This window comes from Snodgrassella sp. W8158, from assembly GCF_016100435.1.
Taxonomy (GTDB): domain Bacteria; phylum Pseudomonadota; class Gammaproteobacteria; order Burkholderiales; family Neisseriaceae; genus Snodgrassella; species Snodgrassella alvi.
The window spans coordinates 566,193-592,897 of sequence record NZ_JACFSM010000002.1; the positions used below are offsets into that span (position 1 = coordinate 566,193).

The following is a 26,705-nucleotide window of genomic DNA, read 5'->3' on the forward strand; positions in this document are numbered from 1 at the left end:
TTACTTACACGCTTATTTAATGTGTAAATGACAAATTGTTATTTTAGGGCGCGTGTTGATGCCATAAGTGATATAATTTATCTAAATTTCAGACGGGCAGGTTCCAGTCGGAAAACAGGCATAAATATTGTAAGTTTGTATTATTGTATTCACTTTTTAGTGATACATAGCGTGATTGAGTCTGCAAAAATGTAATACAGTTTTAATCATAGTAATAGAATAGTGTTACTATTTTGCTGTGTTTCTATTAAATATCAGTAAAATAATTGATTAAATCTGTTTCAACTATGATACTTGCAGCTATTCAGTACAGACTGGAAATATTTTTTAAAGAGGTGATCATTGCTTTTGAGTTTAGAAATAACGTAAACGGGTTAACAACGAAATGAGCACAAAATTTCATAACGTTGAAAGCCATTACTTGTTTATATGACAGATACACTACAGCTTAAGTGGTGATATGAAAGCCTTGGATTAATGTTTAATCTTCCTCACACAAATCAAATCAAACCAAAACAGGACTCAGGTACAATAGAAATGGCAGCATACGACAGTTTGATGGTTTTTACCGGCAATGCAAACCCGGAACTGGCAAATAACGTGGCCAGACATTTGGATATTTCTCTGGGACGTGCCTCAGTTGGAAAATTTTCTGATGGCGAAATAGCAATTGAATTACTCGAAAATGTACGTGGTCGTGATGTATTTATCGTACAGCCTACCTGCGCACCGACTAACGATAACTTAATGGAAATCCTGACAATGGCTGATGCACTCAAGCGTGCTTCAGCCGGACGGATTACTGCAGCCATTCCTTATTTCGGCTATGCACGCCAGGATCGTCGTCCGCGTTCAGTACGTGTGCCGATTTCTGCCAAACTGGTAGCCAATATGCTGTATTCTGCCGGTATCGACCGTGTACTTACAGTTGACTTGCATGCTGACCAGATTCAAGGCTTTTTTGATATTCCAGTAGACAATATTTATGCTACCCCCATTCTGGTGCATGATATTGAAAAGCAGCGCATTGATAACCTGACAGTTGTCAGCCCTGATATCGGTGGTGTAGTGCGTGCTCGCGCCGTAGCAAAAACACTGGGTACTGATCTGGCCATTATTGATAAACGCCGGCCAAAAGCCAATGTGGCAGAAGTAATGAATGTAATCGGTGAAATTCAGAATCGTACCTGCCTGATTATTGATGATATGATTGATACAGCAAATACCTTATGTAAAGCTGCATCAGCATTAAAAGAACGCGGTGCAGAACGCGTGCTGGCTTATGCTACTCATCCGGTATTTTCCGGAGCGGCGATTGAGCGTATTGCTTCATCAGAAATCGATCAGGTTGTAGTCACTGATACTATTCCTTTATCTGAAGCTGCACAGAAATGTGATCGGATTCGTCAGGTAAGTATTTCAGGCCTGCTTGCAGAAACTGTACGTCGTATCAGTAACGAAGAATCTGTGTCATATCTTTTCAATGAAGATGTGGCCATACCGGGAGCAATGTTTCTCCCTTAATACCCCCAAGCCGTCTTAAGCTGGTCGCGGCCGATGACGGCATTATTAACTTTGGAGTAGTTATGTCTTACGAAATTAAAGCAGAAATCCGTGAAGCTCAGGGCACTGGTGCGAGCCGCCGCCTGCGTCGCGAAGGTAAAGTACCGGCTGTATTGTACGGTGAATGTACCGAACCGGTAGCTATTACAGTAGATCATCGTACTTTATGGTACGCACTGGAAAAAGAATCTTTCCATACTGCTATCATCAAACTGGATGTTAATGGCAAAACCTACGACGTTATTGTACGTGATTTCCAGATGCATCCGTTTAAACAACAAGTACAGCACATTGATTTCCAGGCCGTTGATGCAAATAAAGCTATCAATATTCGTGTTCCGCTACACTTGCTGAATGCTGCTATTTCTCCGGCAGAAAAATTGCAAAGTGGTCGTGTGTCTCTGCTGGCTACCAGCGTAGAAGTAAATGCTTTACCGAAAAACATTCCAGCTGTATTGGAACTGGATGTTTCTACCATCAGTGCCGGTGAAATTCGTCACCTGACCGATTTAGTGTTCCCAGAAGGTGTGACCAGCGTTGCATTAAATCGCAATGAAAATCTGGCTATTGCTTCTGCTACTGGTAAAAACAAATAAGCAGTAAAAAATACCTACATCTGATTAGTATTTTACCTAAAAGTAAAATGCCATTGAAAACTGAAGTCTGTAGTAACAGACTTCAGTTTTTTTAAAGTAATGTGAGTAATAATTTCTAAATTTAAATAATTACAATTTAGCACATATAGCAAAACGTAAAGTTAAATTTGAAAAATCAGAAATAAACGGTCTGCACAAGAAAAATATATAAAAATATTTTATTTCATTCAAATTACGTTTTATAAAATAAGTAATGCATACTAATTATTTTATAAATATATTAATAACATAAAAAAGTCAAAAATATAAAAAAGCTTTTATCTGATTCAACACAGATAAAAGCCTTTTTAGAAATTAATTTAATCAATTATAACGCAGCATTAGGACTTTTTACGGCCTGGTTTTTTGCGTGAACCATTACTACGTGACTTCTGAATGGCAGCAGTTTTTGTTTTGTTTGACTTAATTTTCTTACCGGGTGCTTTGCGCGGCTGTTTAACAGTGGCTTTAAGCTGTTTCTGAATATTTTGCGCATTATTTGTCCGGCGACGCTTACCACTATTCGTGCTAATCAGCACCAAATCAATCCGGCTCGTATCCAAATCCGCGCGAGCTACTTTGACTACAACTTTATCACCCAGCTTAAAGCGGATACCACTACGCTCTCCGACAATGGCCAGCATTTCAGGATGATAATTAAAATAATCTTCACCCAGATCGCTGATATGAACCATGCCGTCAATATAAACATTATCTAAAGTAACAAACAAACCAAAATTTGCCATACCGGAAATCGTACCGGAAAAAACCTCACCGATTTTGTCCTGCATATAGTAAGTTTTAAGCCAGTTTTGCACATCGCGGCTGGCATTATCAGCTCTGCGTTCTGCCAGTGAACAATGCACACCGAGTTCAGACCACGACTTTGGCTGATATTGTTTGTGCTGTAAAATGGCCTTAATAGCTCTGTGAACAGTCAGATCAGGATAACGCCTGATTGGTGAAGTGAAATGTGTATATACCGAATAGGCCAGACCAAAATGGCCAATATTTTGTGGTTCATAAACTGCCTGCTGCATTGAGCGTAACAGCATAATACTGATTACATTCTGATCAGGCCGTTCTTTGATTTTTTCACTTAGTTCTGCATAATCTTTTGGAGTAGGGTTATTACCGCCATTCAGGTGTAAACCAAGCAGCGATAATTGCTCACGTAAAGTATTCAGACGCTCACTGGTCGGACCGGCATGATTACGGTATAAAGCAGGATGTTTATGATGCTTGAGAAATTCTGCAGCACAGACATTCGCAGCCAGCATACATTCCTCAATCAGACGATGAGCTTCATTGCGTTCAACCGGTATAATACGTTCAATTTTACCCTGCTGATTGAACAGCATCTGTGTTTCAATACTATCAAATTCCACGGCACCACGCTGCAGGCGTTTTTTCAGTAAAATCTGATATAGCCGGTATAAACTCAGTACATGTGTTTTCATCGGGTCATCAAACTGGTCATTACTAATCCAGTCCCATGCCTGTGTATAGGTAAGTCGTGCATGTGAGCGCATTACCGCCGGATAAAATTCATAACTTTTAATATTGCCTGCATAAGTAATCACCATATCGCATACCATGCACAGGCGATCCACATTCGGATTAAGGGAACAGATGCCATTAGATAAATTCTCCGGTAGCATCGGAATAACCCGCCGTGGAAAATAAACACTTGTAGCACGTTCCTGTGCATCCTGATCAATAGCATCATCAGGATGGACATAATGGCTAACATCAGCAATAGCAACGACCAGGCGGTAATTACGACCAATTTTTTCTGCATATACCGCATCATCAAAATCGCGTGCTGTTTCACCATCAATAGTAATAAGCGGCAGATCACGCAGATCTTTTCGGTTTTTTCGCTCATCAGCTTTAACATGATCAGGTATTTTAGCGGCCTGAGCCATACAGGCCTGACTAAACTGATAGGGTAAATGATGTTTGCGTACTGCAATTTCAATTTCCATACCACTGTCAGCATAATCACCAAGAATTTCTGTAACACGAGCCACTGCTGCCTGAGTTGCATTCGGATAGGACTCAATTTTTGCTACCAGAACCTGACCGGCTTTAGCTTTACCCAAAGAGTCAGGCTGTAGCACAATACTTGCTCCCAGACGTTTATCTTCGGGAACGAGCATAGCTACACCATGTTCAATTGTGAGTCGTCCTACCACATCTTTATTAGCTCGTTCGATGACATCCAGCACCTGCCCTTCACGCCGCCCGCGACGGTCAGAACCAGCTGGTCTTACAGTGACAATATCTCCGTTCATTAACCCGCACATCTGGCGAGCGTAGAGAACAAAATCACTGCCGTCAGCAGGGTTTAACGGTACAGCAAAACCAAAGTCGTCTTTGTGTACTTCAATCCGGCATTTAACCAGTGCCAGTTTATTAGCTACACAAACAGCACCGCGGCGATTAATTAGAATCTGTCCGTCTCGTGCCATGGCATTTAAACGACGATCAAAAAAAGCTATTTCTTCATTAGTAATATTAAGTTTCTGTGATAATTCAGTCATTTTGACCGGAATACCGACTTTATCTAAAACAGCAATAATCCATTCCCGGCTGGGTAAAGGATTGGAATAACGTTGTAATTCACGTTTTAAATATGGATCTTGATGGCGTAAATCTGATTTTTTTTTCATAGAGTATTGACAATCTCTTTAGAGAATATATAATGCACTTCCTCAGTTAAAGACATACTTTAACTGAAAGTTGCAATATATGCAAAAGCCCAGGTGGCGGAATTGGTAGACGCGCATGGTTCAGGTCCATGTGCCAGCAATGGTGTGGAAGTTCGAGTCTTCTCCTGGGCACCAGAATTCCAAAAAAAGATATCTAATATTTAGATATCTTTTTTTATTTTGTAAAACTTAAATTAATAATAATCATATTTTAGAGATTTGCAGATTAGCATAAAATTTGCATACTCAATCTACATTTGAATTATTAATTCAAATATCAATTTATTTTGTATCAAATATATAAATAATTTTCAAAATAAAAAAGCTATTTATGTTCCGTAGCCGGAAGCTGATTAAATGCCCATTCTTTATCCGTGCATACCCGTGCGAGTACTAAGCCTAATGGTAAAGCCAAGACAATAAGCATTGCCTGTGCTCCCCAGTTAATAGCATTGATAATATCGTTTTGCTGTAAAAAATACATAGCGCGAAACATATAAATGCCCGGTACCATAATACATACTGCCGGTACCGATAAAGCAATACGCGGACATTTACTATGGCGGCTAAAATAAAATGCACTGATACCGACAATAAAAGCTGCTATTAAAGAAGCTGCCTGAATAGGTATATTAGTCAGGTCTATCATTTCCAGCCGTAAAGTATTGGCATACATGCCGATAAAAGCAGTCATTAAAGCAGTTTTTACCGGGCTGTTAAAAAGCAGGGAAAAACCAAGTACACCAAAAAAGCTGGCAATCAGACGAAAAAAAGCTGTCCATACCGGGTAAAGATTAGGCGAGAGCATAGCTTCCGGTGCCATATGGATTCCGGCTGCAACTACCCATGCAGCAAAAGTGGCGCAAAAAATTACAGTTATGGCATAACCTACACGCTGAATACCAGATGAAAAATCCAGTTTGGCTAAATCCAGCACTCCGGTTATCAAAGGAAAGCCAGGTATCAGAAACAGCATAGAAGCTATATAGCCGGCTGTGTGCTGAATATTTACTTTTAGCAAAAGATGACTACCGCCAATAATCAGAAAATACACACTAGAAGCTACAGCTGCGGCCAGCATGGTGACAACAAACTGATTCAGATGTTTATGTAATAGGGTTTTTCTTAGCGCCTGGCCAAAACCAGAGGCAAAAAATACACCCAGCATTTCAATCAAACCACCACCGATTAAAAAAGTAAAAGATGAACACGCAACCGCAGCAAACAAAGCTGACTGCCGTAAACTGTATAGGGCTGGTTGATTTTCAATTTCTGACAAAGATTTATCAAGAAAGCGAATCAGCTCGCTTTCACTCATTTGCTGATAACGGGCCTGTGTTTCTATCAGCAGAGTTTCAAGCAATTGGATATTATTAGTATTAATTCCAACTCCTTGAATCGTGGTAACCTCAGTTTTAAATTGTTTACCATTACGGCAGGTAGAGTTGATTTCAGTAAGCGTAATATGTGCCTGATTTTCCACGCCGAGCATATAAGCAACATGACGCATTGACTGTTTAATGCGATAACTCCCGGTACCTGCTGCCAGACAAATTTTACCAACGCGTAAAACCAGATCCGATTTGATATTTAACTGAAGCTCATCAGAAGAAAGAGGCAAAGACATAATACTTTTTTTATAAAAATAGTAGGCTAGTATTATAACGCTTGTAAGTAGATGTTGCTTAATAAGAAATATTATTTAATTCACTTCCTGGCTACCGTAGCAAATGAATATATTTGGCGTTTCAGATTTAATAATAATTCTCAGGTAGTTTATATGATGATATAGATATGCAAATCAGGAAAAGTAAGACATGTAAATATGATGAAATATTGTATTATGACTGTTAAATGGGCATTGTCATTGCAGGATTTGGCGATTCATTATCTAAAAATGGTTTATAACCAATATATGAGAAATTGCTCAATAAAGATAAAACTAGACAACAGGCTATATTTACATTGTTACTTTATTCGTTGGGATGGTGGTTGAGCAAATTTTTGGAAAAAAGATTCAAAAGCCATTTGTAGTGCATAGTGTAACTTATCCAGATATAGTCAATGCCGTTGTTAAGTGGAAAGATACTAGTTTATAAAATCTAAATACATGAGATTTATTAGATGTCAGTTGCTTTTGAACTAAATATGAAAGATATTTAAACAAAATTACAAAACAATAGGCTAAAAATATCCCTAATTTATTCGAATCTATGAAAAGATTATGATCGTATAAAAATTTAACAGAGCTATTAAAAAGAAAAGATGAAAAAGTTAATTTTTTGAAAAAGGATCAAAAATAATGAAGAAAATTTTATTATTTATATTAACATTTATAAGTAACAATGCTTTTAGTAAAATCAGTCTAATTGATGAGATGCTTAATAATCAGATAATAAAATACAAGCTAATTATATTATTATAAATCAATTATCTGAAATTATTTTAAAAAGAGATATTGATATTTATCAGCAGGAATGGGAAAAAGAAGTTAATAAAAAATGTAATTGGGTCTATTCTAATATTGATATTTATTTATTTGGTCAGGAAGATAAATTTAGTTATCCATTATGTTTACTGAGTGAACAAAATGTTATGATTAATGAATTAATTTTACTAATGAATCATAAAAAAATTTTAGTGAATAATAAAATACAACAATATTTTACTAATATTCCAGAATAAAAACAGTACAATGTTTATTTTAATTTATTAACGGAAAAATATGCTTTAAAATTATATAGTTCACTTTATTCTTCAACTGATATTAAAGAATGTATAAACCGATTTCTGTTGACTCAATAAATTCCCGAAGAATATGGATTTAAATTTACAGTGGATAAGGGTTATTTGTATGATTCCCCAAATTTATCTGATAAAACAAGAATATATTTGGTTAGAGGAGATCAGATAAAATTATTAAGTTATAAAAATAATTTTTATAAAATCGAATATACATCAAAAGAAAATAAGATAATAAAAAAATGGCTTCACTGCTCTGCTATTTATGCTTGTATCTCAGATTAATAATACAAAAAATTTTAATTATTAATTTATAACCGACTCGATATTAAATAATTTAAATTAAGGAGAACATAACGTCTATGTTTAATTGAAATTTAATAAGATAATTAAATAAAATTGTACAAAGGAGAATTTAAGAAAAAATTATGTAGAAAAATATTAAGAAAAACAAAATCAGCGATTTATAATCAAAAAATCATAAAAAAACACTTCTGCAAATAAAAATTTTTTGAATCAAATCGGTGTCAGCAGATAAAAAAGGCCAATTTTATTATTAAATTATAGAGGGTAAGTAGGTAATTTAATTAAGTTAGCAGCGATTTTACAATATTTCCAGCATGTATAAATGTATATACTTTGTTCACCGCACAATAAAATAATCCTATACTTACTGCTACTTTTAAGTAATTTAGAGTTACAAAGTTATACACTGGGATATGGTATTACTCTTAATAAAATTCGCAGATATTTTATGTGTTCAGAGTAGAAATAAATTGATTTAAATTAATATAAAATGTTTCTAAAAAGTAAGCAGCTTTTCCTTTAAGGAATAAGCTGCTTCTGTTTATGCGGAAAATCTATTGATTAATCTGAGCTGTTAATTCGCGGGTTTCATGAAAACGAATATCCGGCCAGCGTTCTTCTGTCAGAGACAGGTTTACACGGTTGGGAGCTAGATAGGTTAGGTTACCACCTGCATCTGTAGCGAGATTAAGTATGTTGGCTTTTTCAAATTCAGCCAGTTTTTTTCGGTCAGGGCAGGATACCCAGCGTGCTGACCAGATGCTGACAGATTCAAATACTGCATCAACACCATATTCGTTGGCCAGACGGGCAGTAACTACTTCAAACTGCAATACACCTACAGCACCGAGTATCAGATCGCCGCCATTGTGAGGTCTGAATACCTGTACTGCACCTTCTTCACCAAGTTGTTGTAATCCTTTTTGCAGCTGTTTCATTTTTAGTGGATTTTTAATTCTCACAGCACGAAACAGTTCCGGTGCGAAAAATGGAATGCCGGTAAAGGTGAGGCGTTCACCTTCGGTGAAGCTGTCGCCAATCTGGATGTTACCGTGATTAGGAATACCGATAATATCACCGGCAAAAGCCTCTTCAACCAGTTCACGGGTATGTGACATAAAAGTGACAACACTGGATGCAGCAATGTCTCGGTTAAGGCGCAGGTGTTTGATTTTCATGCCCCGGGTAAACTCACCAGAACACACGCGCAAAAAAGCGATACGGTCGCGATGCTTGGCGTCCATATTGGCCTGTATTTTGAATACAAACCCGGAAAATTTGTTTTCAGTTGGTTCGACCACACGCTCTAGTGTTTCTCTGGGCTGTGGAGCCGGTGCCCAGTCAATCAATGCATTGAGGATTTCCTGAATACCGAAATTGTTGATAGCTGAACCAAAGAAGACAGGTGTCAGCTCGCCACGCAAAAATGCGTCTAAATCAAATTCATTTGAAGCAGCCTGCACGAGCTCAATTTCTTCGCGCAGTTGCTGAATTTCAATCGGAAAGAGCTCATCCAGTCGGGAATTATTGATACCTTTGATTACATCAAATTCATGTGGCAGCTTCTCGCCACCGGCTTCAAAGAGGTAAATCTCATCATTCAGGATGTGATAGACACCTTTGAAATTTTTTCCCATACCAATCGGCCAGGTAATCGGAGCGCAGCGGATGTGCAGTATGTTTTCAACTTCATCGAGCAGTTCAAGTGAGTCGCGAACTTCGCGGTCATATTTGTTCATGAAGGTAACAATCGGTGTGTCACGCAGGCGACAAACATTTAAAAGTTTGATTGTTTGTGCTTCTACACCTTTGGCAGCATCGATAACCATCAAGGCACTGTCAACGGCAGTGAGTACGCGATAAGTATCTTCAGAAAAATCTTCGTGGCCGGGCGTATCAAGCAGGTTAACAACATGTTGACGATAATCAAACTGCATCACAGATGAGGCTACGGAAATACCACGCTGTTTTTCGATTTCCATCCAGTCTGATGTGGCAAATTTACCGGATTTTTTTCCTTTTACTGTACCGGCAGAGAGGATAGCTCCTGAAAACAGTAGCAGTTTTTCTGTTAGGGTGGTTTTACCGGCATCCGGATGGGAAATAATCGCAAATGTGCGGCGTCGTGCCGCTTCCTGGGCAATCTGACTCATGATTTTTATATTCTGAAAACAATAAAAACAAGACGGCTGTGGCCGTCTTGTAAAGAGAGATATATTGTAGCACAGGTTGATATGAAATCTGTTAATTGGATATTTTAGTGCTGTTAATCATGACTTTTTATGAATATAAATTTTATTTATCGGCTGTTTACTGGTGATTTAAACTGGTTAGTCATTAGCTGTAGAAAAAAAGCATTTTTTCATATTTAAAACTTGGTTGTTACATTGTAGCTGCGCCTGGGCAGCATTGTGTTTAATAACTGCCAGTGCCAATGAAACTGAGTCTTTTTGTACCTGATTGATAATCAGCCCCGCTTCTTCATTGTTGCTATCATATATGCTGTCTCCGTCGGAAAGCGGTGTAGTACTTTCAATAAGTACCAAGCCGCGTTTTACCTGACCGCGGTACTGGGCCCGAGCGATAATTTCCTGTCCTGGATAACATCCTTTTTTAAAATGCACGGCACCGATAAGCTGCTGATTGAGCATTTGTGCCACACATGTTTCTGTGGTGGCTGCACTAATCCATGGATTGCCGCATGTAATTTCATGAGTTTTCCATGCTATGGCATTTTCTGTATTCAGTGGTGGTAGCTGATCGATTTTGCCGATACTGACCAAGGAGTGATCTGGCAGTTGTATATGCCAGATCTGATTTGTCATCGTTGCTGATAAAACGTATTGAGGTTGTTCTGGTGTATTTGATACAGGAATATCATTTGGTAAACAAACTGCTACACCCCATTCAGGTAAGGTTTCCAATTTTACTTTGCTGCGCAAAATGTACATTTGCAATTTTTTCTGTAGTGTTTCACACAGATCGGCTGCAGAAATCAGAATAATATCGTCTCCTCTGTTAAGTAGAAGCATATTGGCGATGACACGGCCTTTAGCTGTGTTGTAAGTTGCCAGACATGCCTGTCCTTCTGCAAGATGATTAATGTCATTTGAAAGTTGATTATGCAAAAATGTGGTGCGATCTTCGCCGCTAACTCGAATAAGGCCGAAAAAGGGCATCAGGGTAGATGCTGTGTGTGTCATGTATAAATCCTAATTAATCGTTTTGCTTATTATAAGGTTGGAATTTTTAATATACAAAATAAAAGCTCCGTCCAGAGAAGGTACGGAGCTTTGATAAGGGGCTAAAGAGCAGAGAGGATCATTTTCCTTCTACTTTGGCTTTAAGCTGCTGATACATATCAGGATGCTCAGTTTTAAGCAGTTCAGCCACTTCCATGTTTACGCGATTAAGTTTGCTTAATTCCAATTGTTCAACATGTACCAGACGAACCAGTTCACGAACTGGCTTCGGGATATTACGACCTGCTTCATAACGGGAACCGCCAGACTGAGTAACGCCAACCTGACTCCAGAACTCAATCTGATTCAGACCAAGTTTTTTACGGATTTCGCGCACATTGTTAATAGGCTTGAATGCTTTCATGATTTTTATACCTTAAAAAGCGAGTTGTCTATGTTTAGTTGAATTAATTAATATGGTCATTCACAGATAATTATTTATTTTGATAAAAATTTATCAATAAATGTTATGAAAAATGTTTTACCATTATGCATAATTATCTATGGACATCAATATTATCACAATTGTTTTTACATTCAATACAATATTGCTATTGTTTTATTAAAATGCGGTATAACAGGATAATACAAATTTATTTTAATTAATCTAAATTAAGATTTATTGCCTTATATCAGATATTCGTGCAGCTTAAATGTAAAGTTATGATATTTTAAGGTGAATTAAGGTTTGCCTGTTAATGGGCTGACTGTGAGTATTTCATAGCCGTCATCAGTAACCAATACCTCGTGTTCCCATTGTGCAGAGAGTTTGTGGTCTTTGGTTACAACAGTCCATCCGTCACCTAATATACGCAAATGACGTTTACCTTGATTAACCATTGGTTCAATTGTAAATATCATACCGGGTTGCAATTTTAATCCTGTATGACGACGACCATAATGCAACACTTGTGGTTCTTCATGGAATCCGCGTCCAACTCCATGTCCGCAAAATTCCTGCACCATGGAGTAACCTGCATTTTCTGCTACTTGCTGGCAGGCGTAACCAATATCCCCAAGTGTCGCGCCCGGCTTAACTACAGAAATACCGGCCATCATACTCTGGTGAGTGATGTTAATGAGACGGCGTGCCTGAGGGCTGATTTCTCCGACAGCATACATGCGGCTTGAGTCGCCATGAAAACCATCTTTGATAATGGTGACATCTATATTTAATATATCGCCATTTTTTAGTGGTTTATCATCAGGTATGCCGTGACAGATTACATGGTTAACAGAAGTACAGCATGACTTGGGAAATGGCGGGTTGCCATAACCTAACGGGGCAGGATAGCCGCCCTGAACATTGATATGGTAATCATGAATCAGACGATCAATTTCATTGGTGGTGATTCCCGGTTTGATAAACTGGCCTATGTAGTCAAGAGCTTCGGCAGCCAGCCGGCCAGCAACACGCATTGCAGCAATTTCTTCTGCATTCTTAATAATCACGGCCATGATTTTTCCTTTTAGGGTAATTAAAACAATTCAGTTAATGTGTACAATAATTTAAGCATTGACCAGTAAACTTAGTTCATCAGCAATGTTTTGTTTACGCATAAGGCTTTCACCGATAAGAAAAGTGTTAACCTGATGTTGTTGCATCATATGAATATCGTTTGTGGTGAAAATACCACTTTCTGTCACAATAGTTTTTCCGGTTAATGCAGGCAGAAGTTTGATAGTTTGTTTTAAATCTACTTCGAAAGTACGCAGATTACGATTGTTTACTCCCCATAGCGGGGTACGCATATTAATGCATTTTTCAAGCTCGTCTTCGTTATGAATTTCGAGTAATACAGTCATACCCAGCTCGTGAGCAATGGCTTCATATTCGGTTAACTGGGTACGGCTTAATGCTGCTGCAATAAGTAAGATTGCATCTGCATTGTATGCCCGGGACTGGTATACCTGATAGACATCTATGATGAAATCTTTGCGCAGTACCGGTAGATTGCAGGCATTGCGTGCGAGATTCAGATAGCCAAGGCTACCCTGAAAATAGTTTTTGTCTGTTAATACAGACATGCAGGCTGCGCCACCAAGCTGATAATCTCTGGCAATTTTTTCTGGAGAAAAATCAGGACGAATCAGTCCTTTAGACGGGCTAGCTTTTTTAACTTCGGCAATAATGGCAGCTTTTCCCTGATGATGTTTTGTATGTATTGCTTCAAGAAAAGGGCGCGCAGGGGCCTGGTCATAGGCTTTTGCACGTACTTCAGCCAGTGATTCAACCGTTTTGGCGGTAACCATTTCGGTTTTTTTTGTGGCAATAATTTTATTTAAGATATCACTCATGGTTTTTTTGTCCGGAGTTACATGCTGAAGCTGAATTAATGAAAAAAGTGAAAGGTGAATTGTGTGAAGAGAGAGAAGTAATGTTCAGGATGCTGTATCTTCACTAATTTCCGTTTTCAATACCTGAAAAATAGCCCGGAAAGCTTTTGGTGGCTTTCCTGCAGCCTGTTCCTTACGGGCATTGCGGATTAATGTACGCAGATTGTTGATATCAATATGCGGATAACGGCTGATAATTTCAGTGAGGCTGCTGTCATCGGAAATTAAACGATCACGCAGATTTTCCAGCCGTTGTAAGTAAGCATTATGTGCGCTGTTTTCACCTTTGAGGCGAGCCAGATAATCACTGATTGGTTTGGTATCGGTTTCGCGCATGAGACGACCGATAAACTGAGCTTGACGTTTCAGTGCGCTGTTCGAGGTAATTTTCTGGTAGCTTAATACTGCCTGTAATAAATCCTCTGACAAATTTATTTTTTTCAGTGTATCAGCAGACAGTTTAGTTAGCTCCATACCTAATTGCTGCAAATCATTCATTTGCTTTTTCAATTGGGTTTTACTTACCCATTCTTCGTCTGCACGGGACTGACTGTCTGTATTACTGTTCATATATGTATGTGTTACGTGTATATCGAAATTTCAAGTATCTATTTTAGCAAAAAATCCATATCATTTCAGTTGACATGTATGTTTAACTGCTGCCAGTGCTGAATTCAGCATGTTAGAATGCAGGCTTCTTCGCATGAGAGTAGATTAATGTTTCATCATAGTGCCGATCAGTTACAGGAGCTGTGCCAGCAGGCAATAAATAAAGCCAGAAAGCAGGGAGCCAGTTCTGTTGAAATTGATATCAGTGAATCTGCGGGTCAGAATGTACAGGTACGCCAGCAGAATGTCGAACATATTGAGTATCAGCAGGATAAATCTCTTGATGTAACTGTTTATGTGGGACAGGCTAAAGGGCGTGCAAGTACTGCTGATTTTAGTAATAAGGCAATTGACGAAGTCATCGGAGCAGCTTTGAATATTGCCCGTTTTACTGCTCAGGATGATTGCGCCGGTTTGGCAGATGCGGCATTACTGGCAACGGAATTCGGTGATACAGAATCTTTTTTCCCCTGGCGGCTGTCTGCTGATGAAGCAATTGAGATTGGTAAAAAAACCGAACAGGCAGCACTTGATACGGATGAGCGTATTAAAAACTCCGAAGGAGCAGAAGTACAGACTGATCATTATCAGTTTGTATATGCCAACAGTAATGATTTTTGTGCTTATCAGCGCGGCAGCAGGCACAGTATTTCCTGTAGTGTAGTGGCTGCGGACGCTTCCGGAATGCAGCGTGATTATTGGTACGATTTAGCGCGTGATGCACGAGATCTTGCTGATGCTGAAATTATCGGACAGACAGCGGCAACACGTACAGTACGGCGTCTGGATGGCAAGCCTGTGGCTACAGGAAAATATCCGGTAATTTTTGATACTACTATAGCCGGTAGTCTAATTGGTCATCTGGTAGGTGCTCTGAGTGGTAGTGCGTTATATCGACAAACCAGTTTTCTGGTAGATAGCCTTGGTAAACAGATTATGGCGCCCTGGGTATGTCTTACAGAGAAACCACATGTGAAAAAAGCGCTTGCCAGTACATATTTTGATGCTGAGGGTGTAGCCACACATGAACGTACTGTTATCAATGAAGGCTCTGTTGCGGGTTATTTTCTTGGTAGCTACAGTGCGCGTAAGTTAGGTATGCGTACTACTGGAAATGCAGGTGGTGTTCATAATTTATATCTTAATCATACCCATGCCAGTCAGGACGATTTATTGAAAACAATGGGAACCGGTTTATTGGTTACTGAGTTGATGGGGCAGGGTGTAAATGCTATTACTGGTGACTATTCGCGAGGTGCGGCAGGTTTCTGGGTAGAAAACGGAGTGATTGCCTATCCGGTAGAGGGTATTACAATCGCTTCACGTTTACAGGAAATGTTTATGGCGATGGTTGGTGCAGCAGATGATGCGTTAAAGCGCAGTACGCATAAAGTTGGATCTATTCTGATAGATAATATGACTATTGCTGGTGCCTGAAACGTAAATGATTATGGGAATTTGTTTGATTAATAGACGGGCAGAAAGTAGAAATGTTTGGTAACTGTCTGCTTAAAAGGATTGAAAATGAGCTTCCGTAAAGCATTGTGGTGTGTATTTTTTCTGGCTGTGCTTTGTGCAGCTGGTTCTTTTGTTGGTCAGTATGTTCTGGGTATGAACCCGTGTGTGCTGTGTATTGTTCAGCGTGTTGCGGTTATTGCCACTGGGCTTCTGGCATTTTTGTGTGCCTGCTGTCCTAATCGCAACAGTATTGAGCGGGTGATAAATGCTATTTTGGTCAGTCTGGCACCCATAGGCGGACTGGGTGTAGCTATATATCAGATATATATTCAGCATCTGCCATTGATGGATCAGCCATCTTGTGGTGCACCGTGGACTTTCCGTCTGCGTGATGCGCCATTGTTTCATTGGTATGAACCGATTATTCGCGGTACAGGTAATTGTGGTGAGGTTCAGAAAATTTTAATGATACCTTTACCGATATGGAGTGCGTTATTTTTTACAGCCGTATTGATTTGGGTCTGGGTATGGTTTTGGCGAAGCCGTAAGGGCTAAAACCGGGCTGTGTTTCTTGCTGAAAACAGATTTGTTCGAATGAATGCTATGGTATGAATGCTAGATTTTTACTGAAGACTATTAGTCATATAACACTGGCCGGGTTTCTGCTATACAGCCTGTCTGCATGTAAGGACAGTGGCGGATGGTATGGCGGTAATGATGATTCACCGGATGACAGCAGCAGAATTTTAAATCAGCCTTCTCAGATAAGCAGACTAATACCTGCTCGTGTAAAAGAACGAGATGCGTGGGCTGTGGATATCAGCCGGATAATGGATGAGCTGAAAATCAATAAAACACAGGAAAATATATGTAGTGTAATTGCCGTTGTAGATCAAGAGTCTAATTTTGTTGCTAATCCAACTGTTCCGGATCTTGGTAATAAAGCAATTAAAGCTTTTCAGACAGAAGTGCCGCAAAAATTTGTCAGACAGTTCGGACCTGCTCTGGGACCGGCAGTTTCACGCTATTTTACTTCAGTACTGGTTAATGAACCCAGCAAAGAAAACAGTTTCCTGATACAGATGCGTACGGTTAAAACCGAACAGCAGCTGGATTTAATTTACCGGCAGATATTTGCTTATGTTTCAAAGCAGTTTTATGCAGATTCAATTACCAATGCCGCAGCTAAGTTTATGGGAAAGGATATCGGAGAAGATAATAATCCGATTACAACAATTGGTTCAATGCAGGTATCAGTAAAATACGCACGTGAACATCAGCGTGATAATGCTCCGGTAAATGAATTACGTGATTATATGTATACACGTGAAGGTGGTTTATATTATGGTATTCACCGGCTAATGAAGTATCCAGCAGCCTATGATAATGCTCAATATCGTTTTGCTGATTATAATTCCGGCATGTATTCCAGCCGTAATGCGGCTTTTCAGCAAGATATAAATAAACTGCTTAATACAGATATGGCTCTGGATGGAGATTTATTACTGTATGATAAAGATGATAAGGCGCAATCAATGCCAAGTCAGACTGAAACTGCACTGAATCAGTTATTTGCCGATCATGGTATGCCAATGAAACCGGAGCAGATACGTGCAGATTTATTACAGGAAAAACAGGCAGAATTTGAAAATACATCCACCTATCAGAATGTAATTACTTTATATAAGCAACAGTTCGGTAAGAATCCGCCATATGCCATTATGCCGCAGGTTGTAATTAGCGGACCAAAGTTAAGCAAAGATTATAATACCAACTGGTATGCTACTAATGTCACACGTCGTTATGAAACTTGTATGCGGCATGGTGGCGGCACCGGACGCCATCGTAAAAGATAAATTCAAACACAAAAAAGCCAGTATATGAATATACTGGCTTTTTTATTGGATTAGCCCTGATTTTTTTGTTTTGCTTCAAGGATTTCCCAACGTTCAAGTTTTTCCAGCAGCAGCTCTTCTATTTCAGCAATACGTGTTTGCCATTCAGTTGCCAGTTTATAGTCATTTTTGAATATTTCCGGATCGGAAAGTTTATTATTCAGCTCTTGCTGCTCTGCTTCGAGAGCAGCAAGCTCGTCGGGTAAGCTGGCGAGTTCACGTTGTTCGTTGTAGGAAAGTTTATCGTTGCGTCGGCTTTTTTGCCGGTTTTTATCAGGATTAATGGTATTTTTGCTTGTTGTGGGCGCTGGTGTTAGTAAGCTTTGTTCACGTTTTTGGGCGTCAATATAATCCTGATAACCGCCTATGTATTCTTTTAACTGACCATTACCTTTGAAAACTATGGATTGAGTAACTACATTATCCAGAAAAGTACGATCGTGGCTGACAAGAAATACGGTGCCGTTATAATCCCGCAATAACTCTTCCAGTAATTCCTGCGTATCGATATCCAAATCATTTGTTGGTTCATCAAGTACCAGAATATTGGCCGGACGAGTAAATAGTTTGGCCAGTAATAACCGGTTGCGCTCGCCACCAGAAAGTGATTTGACTTCACTACGAACTCTAGCCGGAGAAAACAGAAATTCTTCAAGATAACCAATTACGTGTTTACGTTGACCGCCAATATCAATGTAATCATTTCCCTGGCCTATAGTATCAAAAACAGTATCGTTTTCATTTAATGCACTACGAAACTGATCGAAATAGGCAACTTCCTGACGTGAGCCCAGCCGAATTTTGCCTGAGGTTGGCTGCAATTCACCTAAAATCAATTTTAAAAAGGTGGTTTTGCCAACACCATTTGATCCTATCAGACCGATTTTGTCACCGCGCTGAATAACACAAGAGAAATCACGCATAATAAGGTGTTCACCATAAGCAAATCCGGCGTGTTCAAGCTCTGCTATAATTTTCCCGCTGGCTTCACCACGATTTAAATTAAAGCTGACCTGACCCTGCACCTCACGACGTGCAGCGCGTTCGCGGCGCAGTTGTTCCAGTCGTTTAACCCGCCCCTGGTTACGTGTGCGGCGTGCCTCAATTCCTTTGCGAATCCATGCTTCTTCCTGAGCATGAAATTTATCAAAAAGCCGGTTATGTTCAGCTTCAACAGCCAGTTCCTGTGCTTTTTTTTCACTATAAGCACTAAAACTTCCCGGGTAGCTACGTAAATGTCCGCGGTCTAATTCGATGATACGCGTAGCTACACGATCCAGAAAGCGTCGGTCATGTGTTACGACAATCAGGCTGCCGGCAAAATTACCAAGCAGATTTTCCATCCATTCTATCGCTTCAATATCCAGATGGTTGGTTGGTTCATCCAGTAACAGAATATCAGGTTTTTGTACCCATGCCTGAGCCAGAGCAACACGCTTTTTCTGACCACCGCTTAAATTGCCGATCAATTCGTTTTCCGGCAGTTGTAATTCACTTAAGGTTTGCGCAATTAAGGCATCAAATTGCCAGCCGTTACGGTTTTCCAGCTCATTTTGTAATTCAGTTAACCGATTCAGACTGGCTTCATCACCAATATTCTGGCTGAGCTCATGATACTCACTTAGCATATTTTGCAGCTCGCCCAACCCTTGTGCTATGGTTTCAAATACAGTGGTCTGTGGGTCAAAAAAAGACTCCTGCGGAACATACACAACTTTTTGGTTGTTTTGGATGGTCAACAATCCGTCATCCAGTTTCTGTACCCGGGCCAGAATTTTCAGTAATGTGGATTTCCCGGCACCATTGCGACCAATAAAACCTATTTTTTCACCTGCATCCATTTGCAGAGACGCATGATCCAGTAAGGGGTGGTGACCTACAGCAAAGCAGGCATTATCGAGTGACAGAATACTCATGATTAAAACGGATATGTTCTGATATCAATTATGAAAACGGGTGTATTGTATCAGTTTAACAGTTAATATGTTGCTATTGTCCTGTATATAGAATAATTAAAAAATCCGGCATTTTTTGTCTGGCTGACCTTTGCCATCAAAAAAATGATTTTCTTCATCGCAGCGGCTGGTACTGCTTTGACAGATAAATATTCTGCCATCCTGATTTAGTTTGATAATTCGGGGTTCAGCTTCAGTATTAATGGCTACAGCTTTAAGTGTGAAATGCTCTTCACGAGCAAAACTCGGGTTCCCTTGTATACGAAAACAAAAATGCTGATTTTTACTGATAGGTAATTCAGGCCAGTTGTGTTTGTTTTGTTTATAACTTAGATGTTTCTGATAATGTACAGCAAGAAATTGACCATTAATCAGCAGTGCTGCCTTCGCCTGATTTAATCGTGCCTGTAACTGATGCTGACGATAATATGGATAAGCTATAACGGTTAATATGATGATAACAGCCAGAGTAACCAGAAGCTGAAACATGCTGTAGCCCTGTATTTTTTTGCGGGTAGAATGCGGATGATGTCTGACTGGTAACTGATGGAATATACGAACCATTATGGAAAAAACAATCAATCTTTAAGCATAATATTATATATAAATATATTTATTTTGTATATTTTATTCATTTAAATGATGAATTAATTGTAAATTTTTAAAATTTTATCAATGTTTTTATATAAATATAATTCGCTTGATTATTTTAGGTATATTTAATTATTATATGCTCAGAAATAATAATCTGATATTGAAAATTAAATTACTTTTGTCGATATTGTAAAAATAAAAATTTTTTATTTTTACAAACAATACAACAAACTTTGTGCTGACTTCTGTAACGACAATAAAAAAACGGGCAAATAATGCCCGTTTCAGAAACATGATAAGTGATGGAATTATCTAGGATGTAAGCTTTCCATCCGAATCATGGTAACTGGGGATAACACCCGTGGTAATGCCTGAATTCTGGCCATTGACTGTTTGATAAAACGTTCTTTGGTTGAATGTGTCAGGATAACAATTTCGGCAGATTCCTTATTAATCATACCTTTTTGGATGAGAGCCTCAATAGAAATATTTTCTGCAGCAAGAATATTCGCAATTTCTCCCAGCACACCCGGTTCATCACAGGCAGATACACGCAGATAATAACTGCTGGTGATTTCATCCATTGGCAGAATGGAGATATTTTGTAATGAATTAGACTGAAAAGCCAGATAGGGAACCCGGTAGCTGGCTTCAGCATTCTGTAATCGGGTTACATCAATAATATCAGCCATTACCGCACTGGCAGTTGGGCCGGCTCCAGCACCAGCACCATAATAGAGTGTCTGCCCAATCATATCTGCCTGAACAGATACGGCATTCATAACTCCTTCTACTTTTGCCAGTAATCGGCTTTCAGGGATTAAAGTAGGGTGTACACGCAGCTCGATACCTTGCGGAGTTTTGCGAGTAATACCAAGTAATTTAATCCGATAGCCTAGTTCCTCAGCATAACAGATGTCCAGACTCTCCAGATGACTGATGCCTTCCAGATAACATTGGCTGAAATTAATCGGGGTTCCGAATGCCAGTGCAGAAATAATACTTAATTTATGACCGGCATCATGACCTTCAATATCGAATGTAGGATCGGCTTCTGCATAACCCAGTTCTTGTGCCTGTTTTAATGCTTCAGGAAAGGTACTGCCTCGGGTACGCATTTCACTCAGAATAAAGTTACTGGTGCCATTGATAATGCCGGCAATAGATTCGATATGGTTGGCAGCCAGCCCCTCACGTAAAGCTTTAATAATAGGAATACCGCCGGCAACTGCAGCTTCATACATCACCATTACATTGTGTTCAGAAGCCAGTCGGAAAATTTCGTTACCGTATTCTGCCAGAAGTTTTTTATTGGCAGTAACAATGTGCTTTCCGTTTCTGATTGCCTGAATCACAGCATCTTTAGCTATTGTTGTACCGCCAATCAGTTCTACCACAACATCAACATCAGTTGCATTTACTACTTCAAATACATCATCACTAACAAAAGTGCTGTTACCGCATATTTCACGGGTACGTTCAATATTACGACTTGCTGCACGGGTAATAATTAATTCGCGGCCAAGCCGGCGGGTAATTTCATCCGCATTATTCTGTAATAACTTGACGGTACCACCACCTACTGTGCCGACGCCCAGCAAGCCTATACGCAGAGGCTGCATGTTTACTCCTTCAAATAGACAAATTTAATTTATGAACTGCCTGATACTTGCAATTTTACGTGAATAATCTACTATGCTAGCCGAAAACAGCTTTTTTGACTACTACAGCCATAGTATGTTGTGTAGTTATGCATAAGGAAATTTTAATGCAAATTGAAGAAATCCGGGATAAACAGGGGTTATGGATTGAGGAAGTTGATACCGGAAAAATTACTGTAAACGGCCGGCAATATACTCAACCTGTATGTATTACTGCTGATGAAGTGCTCACACTGGATAAGCAAGCAGCCAGTGAGTTAACCATTGATGATTTTACTCAGGCTTTACAGTTTAAGCCTGAAGTGATTTTAATCGGTACCGGAAATCATCATGTGTTTATTCATCCGCGTCTGACTTCACAATTAGTCGCAAAAGGAATCGGTGTAGAAAGTATGTCTACAGCTGCTGCTTGCCGTACTTTTATGGTATTGCGCAGTGAAGGCCGCAGTGTCTGGGCATGGTTGTGGCCGTTAACAGAAGAGTAGTATGTATTTAAATATATTACTTTTAAAAAATAATAATTTAGAAATAATCAGTATCAGGGTTAAGGATAAAAAATCAGGCTGCCGGTATCTTTAACCGGAACCTGATTTTTTAATAGTTACGTAAGTTATTTATTTAACTGCTGTGTTGTTCTGACCTTTGATAATGCTCATGCCAGCACTTACCAGACTACCAATATCTGCAACATTAGCAGGCATAATCAGAGTGTTATTGGTTTTTGCCAGTTTAGCAAAAGCATCTACGTATTGTTCAGCCACTTTCAGATTTACAGCTTCTGTACCGCCCGGTTCTTTTACTGCGGCAGCTACCTGACGAATTGCTTCCGCGGTCGCCTGTGCAACCAGACGCAAAGCTTCAGCTTCACCTTCGGCGCGATTAATCTGTGCTACTTTGGCACCCTGAGATTCATTGATAGAAGCTTGAGCTTCACCTTGTGACTTCTGAATTTCAGCTTCACGCTGACCGGCCGCCAGATTAATCTGTTCCTGCTTGATCCCTTCAGACTGAGCAATACGTGCGCGTTTTTCCCGTTCAGCTGTAATCTGAGCTTGCATTGAGCGCAGAATTTCCTGAGGTGGAACCAAATCTTTGATTTCATAGCGCAATACTTTAACGCCCCATGAAACCGCTGCTTCATCCAATGAGGCAACCACGGTATGGTTAATATCATCACGTTCTTCAAAAGTTTTATCCAGTTCCATACGACCAATAACTGAACGTAATGTTGTTTGTGCCAGTTGGGTAATGGCAACTACAAAGTTACTGGAGCCATAGGATGCAAGTTTAGGATCAGTTACCTGAAAATAGATAATACCATCCACTGTAAGCTGTGTATTATCGCGGGTAATACAAACCTGACTGGGTACATCCAGTGGTATTTCCTTTAAAGTATGTTTATAAGCGACACGATCGATAATCGGAATAATAAAATTAAGACCGGCTACCAGAGTAGCGTGATAGCGGCCTAAACGTTCAACAATATAGACTTCCTGCTGAGGTACAACTTTAAATGCCATGCAGATAAATGCAACAATGGCGGCGAGAAAAATAAAAGTCAGAATCATGATTATTCCTGCTGAGTAGAAGGGGCTTGAGAAGTAATATTTAAAATATTGCCTTGATGGCTGATGATTTGAGCACTGTCACCGGATTTTGCGTCAGTTGGATGATTAAAACGAGCCTGCCAGATAGTGCCCCGATAATGTACCTGCCATAATCCGTCGGGTAGGAGCTGAGTAAGTATCACTGTCTGACCGTAGTCCGGATCATCAGTTGGTTTTCCCATGTTTTCACGTGGATGTTTCTTTTGCCAGACACGTACGATGGTAATACCCAGAATAGAAAAAACTATTGCAATAACAGCATTGACGCTCTCACTGGTTTTCAGCAGCCATTCAGCCAGACCGGCACTGAGTAATGAGGCACTGATTACCAGCATATAAAAAGTGCCGCTAAACATTTCCATTACAAACAGAACCAAAGCTGCAATACACCAAATCATCAGTATCTCCTTAACTTTATAATATTTAACAGAAATGTGTTTTATTGTAAAGCCGACTTCAGGCAGATAGTATCCGTTGCCTACGGGTTTCGCTCAGAACGATACCGGTGCTGACAGAAACATTCAGGCTTTCAACGGTTCCGAACATAGGAATGGATACCAGTGTATCACACAGATCTCGTGTTAAACGGCGCATGCCATTACCTTCTGCACCCATTACCCATGCTACTGCTTCCGGGGCCGTAAAGTGATATAAGTCATCACTACCGTTCATATCAGTACCGATAATCCAGATACCGCGCTGTTTCAATTCACGAATGGTGCGTGCCAGATTTGTTACTGTAATATAAGGTACTGTTTCAGCAGCACCACAGGCTACTTTACTTACGGTAGCATTTAATCCGACACTTTTATCTTTGGGTGCAATTACCGCGTGAACTCCCATAACATCTGCAACACGCAAACAGGCTCCCAGATTATGCGGATCTGTAATGCCGTCAAGAATCAGCAATAACGGTGGTTCATTCAGATTTTCAAGTACATCTTCTATGTCTACATGTTGTCTGGAAGCATCGATAAAGCCCACTACACCCTGATGGCGGGCATGTTTACTCAAAGTATCGAGCCGTGCCTGATCTGCGCTGATAATGCGCACATTTTCTGCTTCAGCTTTATTTAATATATCGCGCATACGGGCATCATGTTTACCCTCCAGTACATAAAGTTCAATTATGCTGTCCGGGTTTTGCCATAAACGGGCATTAACTGCGTGAAAGCCAATGATGAGGCGCTGATTTGACATGTATATTTCATTTAGTGAGTAAAGAAACCAATTATAACGGAAATTGGTGTACTAATCTGATTATACCGGATAAATATCATTCTTCTTTTAAAAATGTAATTGTGATGTAATTTGCTTGGTAAAAGAAATAAATACTGTTGACAGGTAATTAAATTTTCCGCTCAGGGTTAAGACGGTAACAGTTACATTTTGATAAAAAAAAGATTGTTTATAAAAAGTTATTTTTATCATTTATTTAAAATAAAAAAATTAAACTAAAGTATTTTAATGTTCATTTTCAGAGTTTATGAATAAAGTTAAGAATGATGCTTGTATGAGGGGAATGAACTCTGACCGGTAATAGCTGGTCGGAAATTTAACTTTAATACAGGAAAAATTCTTATGGAATATTATTTATGGGTGCTGGCTAAGTTTCTTGTTGGTTTTATTATTGTCATTCTGCATTTGAATGTAACAGGTAAAACGCAGTTGAATCAGATGACCCCGGTAGATTTCATTGGTAACTTTGTACTTGGCGGTATTATCGGTGGGGTGATTTATAATCAGGATATTCCGATTTATCAGTATATTATTGTGTTGTTAATCGGTGTTTGCCTTATTTCATTATTAAACTGGGTATGCAAGCATGTCAGCTTTATCCGAATGTTTGCTATTGGTGAACCGATTCCGATTATGAAAGACGGACATTTTTTGATGGATAATATTCTGCGTAAAAAGAATAAGATTGATATTCTTAATGTGGCTTCACTTTTGCATGCTCAGGGTATTACTTCGTTTCAGGAAGTCAGTTATGCACAGATTGAGCCCAGTGGTTCGCTGACGGTATTAACTGATAAAGGCAAATATCCTTCATTAATTTTATTTAAGGAAGGAGAGGTGCGTACAACGGAATTGCATCGGATAAATAAGGATGAGAAGTGGCTGGAGCAAAAAATTCAGCAGCAGCACCTGACAGAAGATGATTTATTTCTGGTTGAATTCTGGAATAATAGTTTAAATTTTGTACTTCGTAACGGTGAAGTAAAAAAAGATACGCTAAAAAGTTAATTTTTATTGCAGATTAGTGGCTGGAGAAATATCCGGAAAAGGTTACAATACTGTTTTAGGTTAATTTAATTTATTGCTGTGCAGCCACTCGAATATTGTCTTCAGAAAATTTGCCATAGCAGGAATGCTATGGCTTTTCGTTTTCCTTTTCTTTCCTCGGTGCAGCGTCATGCACTGATAGCTTTGTATGCTTTGCAGCAAGAATTAAATGATGTAGTAGAAGATTGTTCTGATGCTAATGTGGCTTTGACAACACTGCGATGGTGGGAGCAACAACTAGATAAGCTGTATAAATCTGATTCTGTTCCTGAACATCCTTTATTACAGGCTTTAAAACCATTTATTACCCGATATTCTTTACCATTGGCTGAAATACTGGCTTTGCCTGATGCACTTCGTACGCAATTAACTCAGGCCAGATTTCAGGATATGGAACAGCTATGCCATTATAGTAAACAAGCAGGGATGGTGCAGGGACGTTTAACTAGCAGAGTTTTGGGGTTCAGTGCGGAACAAACTTTGGATTTTGCTGATAAAGTGGGTGAAATATGTCAGCTAGTGACGATTTACTCACGGATTGGTGCGGATACAAGGCTGGGAAAGCTGTATATTCCAGTAGAGTTATTACAGCAATTTAATGTTCCGGCTCATTTGGTACTTAACCGACACGGTGGAGTTGAATTTACGACATTGATGAACGCATGGCTTGCTACATTAAAACAGCAGTTTAATTTTGCTCTTGCCTTGCTGCCCTCTGCAGATAACCACAGGCAGCGCCCCAGTCTGGCCATGCTCTCAGTAGCCTGGGCTCAGCTTAATGAAATTGAGCAGGACGGACTACAAAATATCATGCAATATCAGCTGGTCGTGCCGCGACCGCGTCAGCAACGGTTATTCTGGAAAACATGGTTGTGTGGTTTTCGTCCGGTATAGATTAAAAAATGTGAAGCAGGATGTTTTCTAAGAAAAGTGTGATATGGCGAGTATTATGAGTTATAAGAACTATTTTTGTAATTGAATTATATTTTTAAAATTTTATTGCTTAAATAAATAAAATACTGAAATTATATTTCAATGTAAAAGCGTATGTCTGAGCAATTTTAATTACGCAATAAGGCTGGTTTTTTGTATAATTTATGC

Annotated in this window: 22 protein-coding genes and 1 tRNA gene; 9 read left to right on the forward strand and 14 right to left on the reverse strand. The window is 39.3% G+C overall.

Going from position 1 to position 26,705, the window contains the following annotated elements; translation table 11 throughout:
* Positions 1-537 precede the first annotated feature (537 nt).
* Together H3V11_RS07090 and H3V11_RS07095 are read left to right on the forward strand one after the other, a co-directional pair.
* A complete protein-coding gene (locus H3V11_RS07090; protein WP_025330604.1) occupies positions 538-1,524 on the forward strand; it encodes a ribose-phosphate pyrophosphokinase in 987 nt (328 codons plus the stop codon).
* A 62-nt stretch (positions 1,525-1,586) separates the two neighbouring features.
* The gene (locus H3V11_RS07095; RefSeq protein WP_198224006.1) at positions 1,587-2,159 is read left to right on the forward strand and encodes a 50S ribosomal protein L25/general stress protein Ctc; all 573 of its coding nucleotides are present in this window, start codon (positions 1,587-1,589) and stop codon (positions 2,157-2,159) included.
* Positions 2,160-2,539: 380 nt separating this feature from the next.
* On the opposite strand, the gene rnr is transcribed toward H3V11_RS07095, so the two are convergent.
* Positions 2,540-4,873: a ribonuclease R gene (rnr, locus tag H3V11_RS07100; RefSeq protein ID WP_198224008.1), complete on the reverse strand. Its 2,334-nt coding sequence runs from the start codon at positions 4,871-4,873 to the stop codon at positions 2,540-2,542.
* 87 nt (positions 4,874-4,960) lie between these two features.
* On the opposite strand from rnr, the gene H3V11_RS07105 reads away from it, so the two are divergent.
* Positions 4,961-5,047, forward strand: a tRNA-Leu gene (locus tag H3V11_RS07105).
* A gap of 190 nt (positions 5,048-5,237) precedes the next feature.
* Here the strand turns inward: H3V11_RS07105 and H3V11_RS07110 are convergent.
* From H3V11_RS07110 to yjgA, 7 genes are all read right to left on the reverse strand, one after another.
* On the reverse strand, positions 5,238-6,539 hold the full coding sequence (locus tag H3V11_RS07110; protein ID WP_025330607.1) for a threonine/serine exporter ThrE family protein: 1,302 nt from the start codon (positions 6,537-6,539) through the stop codon (positions 5,238-5,240).
* A 1,975-nt stretch (positions 6,540-8,514) separates the two neighbouring features.
* Positions 8,515-10,113, reverse strand: coding sequence for a peptide chain release factor 3 (locus H3V11_RS07115; protein ID WP_084565598.1), 1,599 nt, complete (start codon positions 10,111-10,113; stop codon positions 8,515-8,517).
* A gap of 177 nt (positions 10,114-10,290) precedes the next feature.
* Positions 10,291-11,163, reverse strand: a complete 873-nt coding sequence (locus H3V11_RS07120; protein WP_084565599.1) for a folate-binding protein YgfZ — start codon at positions 11,161-11,163, stop codon at positions 10,291-10,293.
* A 118-nt stretch (positions 11,164-11,281) separates the two neighbouring features.
* Entirely contained in the window at positions 11,282-11,566 is a 285-nt protein-coding gene (locus H3V11_RS07125; RefSeq protein WP_025330612.1) for a DNA-binding transcriptional regulator, read from the reverse strand.
* A gap of 317 nt (positions 11,567-11,883) precedes the next feature.
* Positions 11,884-12,660, reverse strand: coding sequence for a type I methionyl aminopeptidase (gene map, locus H3V11_RS07130; protein WP_025330613.1), 777 nt, complete (start codon positions 12,658-12,660; stop codon positions 11,884-11,886).
* Positions 12,661-12,711: 51 nt separating this feature from the next.
* The gene (trpC, locus tag H3V11_RS07135; protein WP_084565600.1) at positions 12,712-13,500 is read right to left on the reverse strand and encodes an indole-3-glycerol phosphate synthase TrpC; all 789 of its coding nucleotides are present in this window, start codon (positions 13,498-13,500) and stop codon (positions 12,712-12,714) included.
* Between the two features lie 84 nt (positions 13,501-13,584).
* Positions 13,585-14,109, reverse strand: coding sequence for a ribosome biogenesis factor YjgA (gene yjgA, locus H3V11_RS07140; RefSeq protein ID WP_025330615.1), 525 nt, complete (start codon positions 14,107-14,109; stop codon positions 13,585-13,587).
* 147 nt (positions 14,110-14,256) lie between these two features.
* On the opposite strand from yjgA, the gene pmbA reads away from it, so the two are divergent.
* The 3 genes from pmbA (at position 14,257) to H3V11_RS07155 (ending at position 17,462) form a co-directional block, all read left to right on the forward strand.
* The gene (gene pmbA, locus H3V11_RS07145; RefSeq protein ID WP_084565708.1) at positions 14,257-15,585 is read left to right on the forward strand and encodes a metalloprotease PmbA; all 1,329 of its coding nucleotides are present in this window, start codon (positions 14,257-14,259) and stop codon (positions 15,583-15,585) included.
* A gap of 87 nt (positions 15,586-15,672) precedes the next feature.
* Positions 15,673-16,161: a disulfide bond formation protein B gene (locus H3V11_RS07150; RefSeq protein ID WP_084565601.1), complete on the forward strand. Its 489-nt coding sequence runs from the start codon at positions 15,673-15,675 to the stop codon at positions 16,159-16,161.
* 53 nt (positions 16,162-16,214) lie between these two features.
* The gene (locus H3V11_RS07155) at positions 16,215-17,462 is read left to right on the forward strand and encodes a DUF1615 domain-containing protein (RefSeq protein ID WP_084565602.1); all 1,248 of its coding nucleotides are present in this window, start codon (positions 16,215-16,217) and stop codon (positions 17,460-17,462) included.
* A gap of 50 nt (positions 17,463-17,512) precedes the next feature.
* Here H3V11_RS07155 and H3V11_RS07160 read toward each other — a convergent pair whose 3' ends face one another.
* From H3V11_RS07160 to H3V11_RS07170, 3 genes are all read right to left on the reverse strand, one after another.
* Positions 17,513-19,417 (reverse strand): ATP-binding cassette domain-containing protein, encoded by a 1,905-nt coding sequence (locus tag H3V11_RS07160; protein ID WP_198224018.1) that lies wholly within the window; start codon positions 19,415-19,417, stop codon positions 17,513-17,515.
* Between the two features lie 96 nt (positions 19,418-19,513).
* Positions 19,514-20,020: a type IV pilin protein gene (locus H3V11_RS07165; protein ID WP_198224020.1), complete on the reverse strand. Its 507-nt coding sequence runs from the start codon at positions 20,018-20,020 to the stop codon at positions 19,514-19,516.
* A gap of 338 nt (positions 20,021-20,358) precedes the next feature.
* Positions 20,359-21,672, reverse strand: a complete 1,314-nt coding sequence (locus tag H3V11_RS07170; protein WP_084551868.1) for a homoserine dehydrogenase — start codon at positions 21,670-21,672, stop codon at positions 20,359-20,361.
* Positions 21,673-21,818: 146 nt separating this feature from the next.
* Here H3V11_RS07170 and H3V11_RS07175 point away from each other — a divergent pair, with 146 nt between their 5' ends.
* Positions 21,819-22,196 (forward strand): Mth938-like domain-containing protein, encoded by a 378-nt coding sequence (locus tag H3V11_RS07175; RefSeq protein ID WP_084565606.1) that lies wholly within the window; start codon positions 21,819-21,821, stop codon positions 22,194-22,196.
* A gap of 129 nt (positions 22,197-22,325) precedes the next feature.
* Here the strand turns inward: H3V11_RS07175 and H3V11_RS07180 are convergent, their stop codons facing one another.
* From H3V11_RS07180 to rlmB, 3 genes are read right to left on the reverse strand one after another with little or no spacing between them, the layout of a single operon-like run.
* Positions 22,326-23,279 (reverse strand): SPFH domain-containing protein, encoded by a 954-nt coding sequence (locus H3V11_RS07180; RefSeq protein WP_037393457.1) that lies wholly within the window; start codon positions 23,277-23,279, stop codon positions 22,326-22,328.
* 2 nt (positions 23,280-23,281) lie between these two features.
* Positions 23,282-23,716 (reverse strand): NfeD family protein, encoded by a 435-nt coding sequence (locus tag H3V11_RS07185; RefSeq protein WP_198224022.1) that lies wholly within the window; start codon positions 23,714-23,716, stop codon positions 23,282-23,284.
* Positions 23,717-23,774: 58 nt separating this feature from the next.
* Positions 23,775-24,518, reverse strand: a complete 744-nt coding sequence (gene rlmB, locus H3V11_RS07190; protein ID WP_198224024.1) for a 23S rRNA (guanosine(2251)-2'-O)-methyltransferase RlmB — start codon at positions 24,516-24,518, stop codon at positions 23,775-23,777.
* Between the two features lie 381 nt (positions 24,519-24,899).
* On the opposite strand from rlmB, the gene H3V11_RS07195 reads away from it, so the two are divergent.
* Complete coding sequence (locus tag H3V11_RS07195) at positions 24,900-25,565, forward strand: DUF421 domain-containing protein (RefSeq protein WP_025330626.1); 666 nt, start codon at positions 24,900-24,902, stop codon at positions 25,563-25,565.
* Between the two features lie 129 nt (positions 25,566-25,694).
* The gene (locus H3V11_RS07200) at positions 25,695-26,498 is read left to right on the forward strand and encodes a squalene/phytoene synthase family protein (RefSeq protein WP_198224026.1); all 804 of its coding nucleotides are present in this window, start codon (positions 25,695-25,697) and stop codon (positions 26,496-26,498) included.
* The last annotated feature ends 207 nt before the right edge of the window (positions 26,499-26,705 follow it).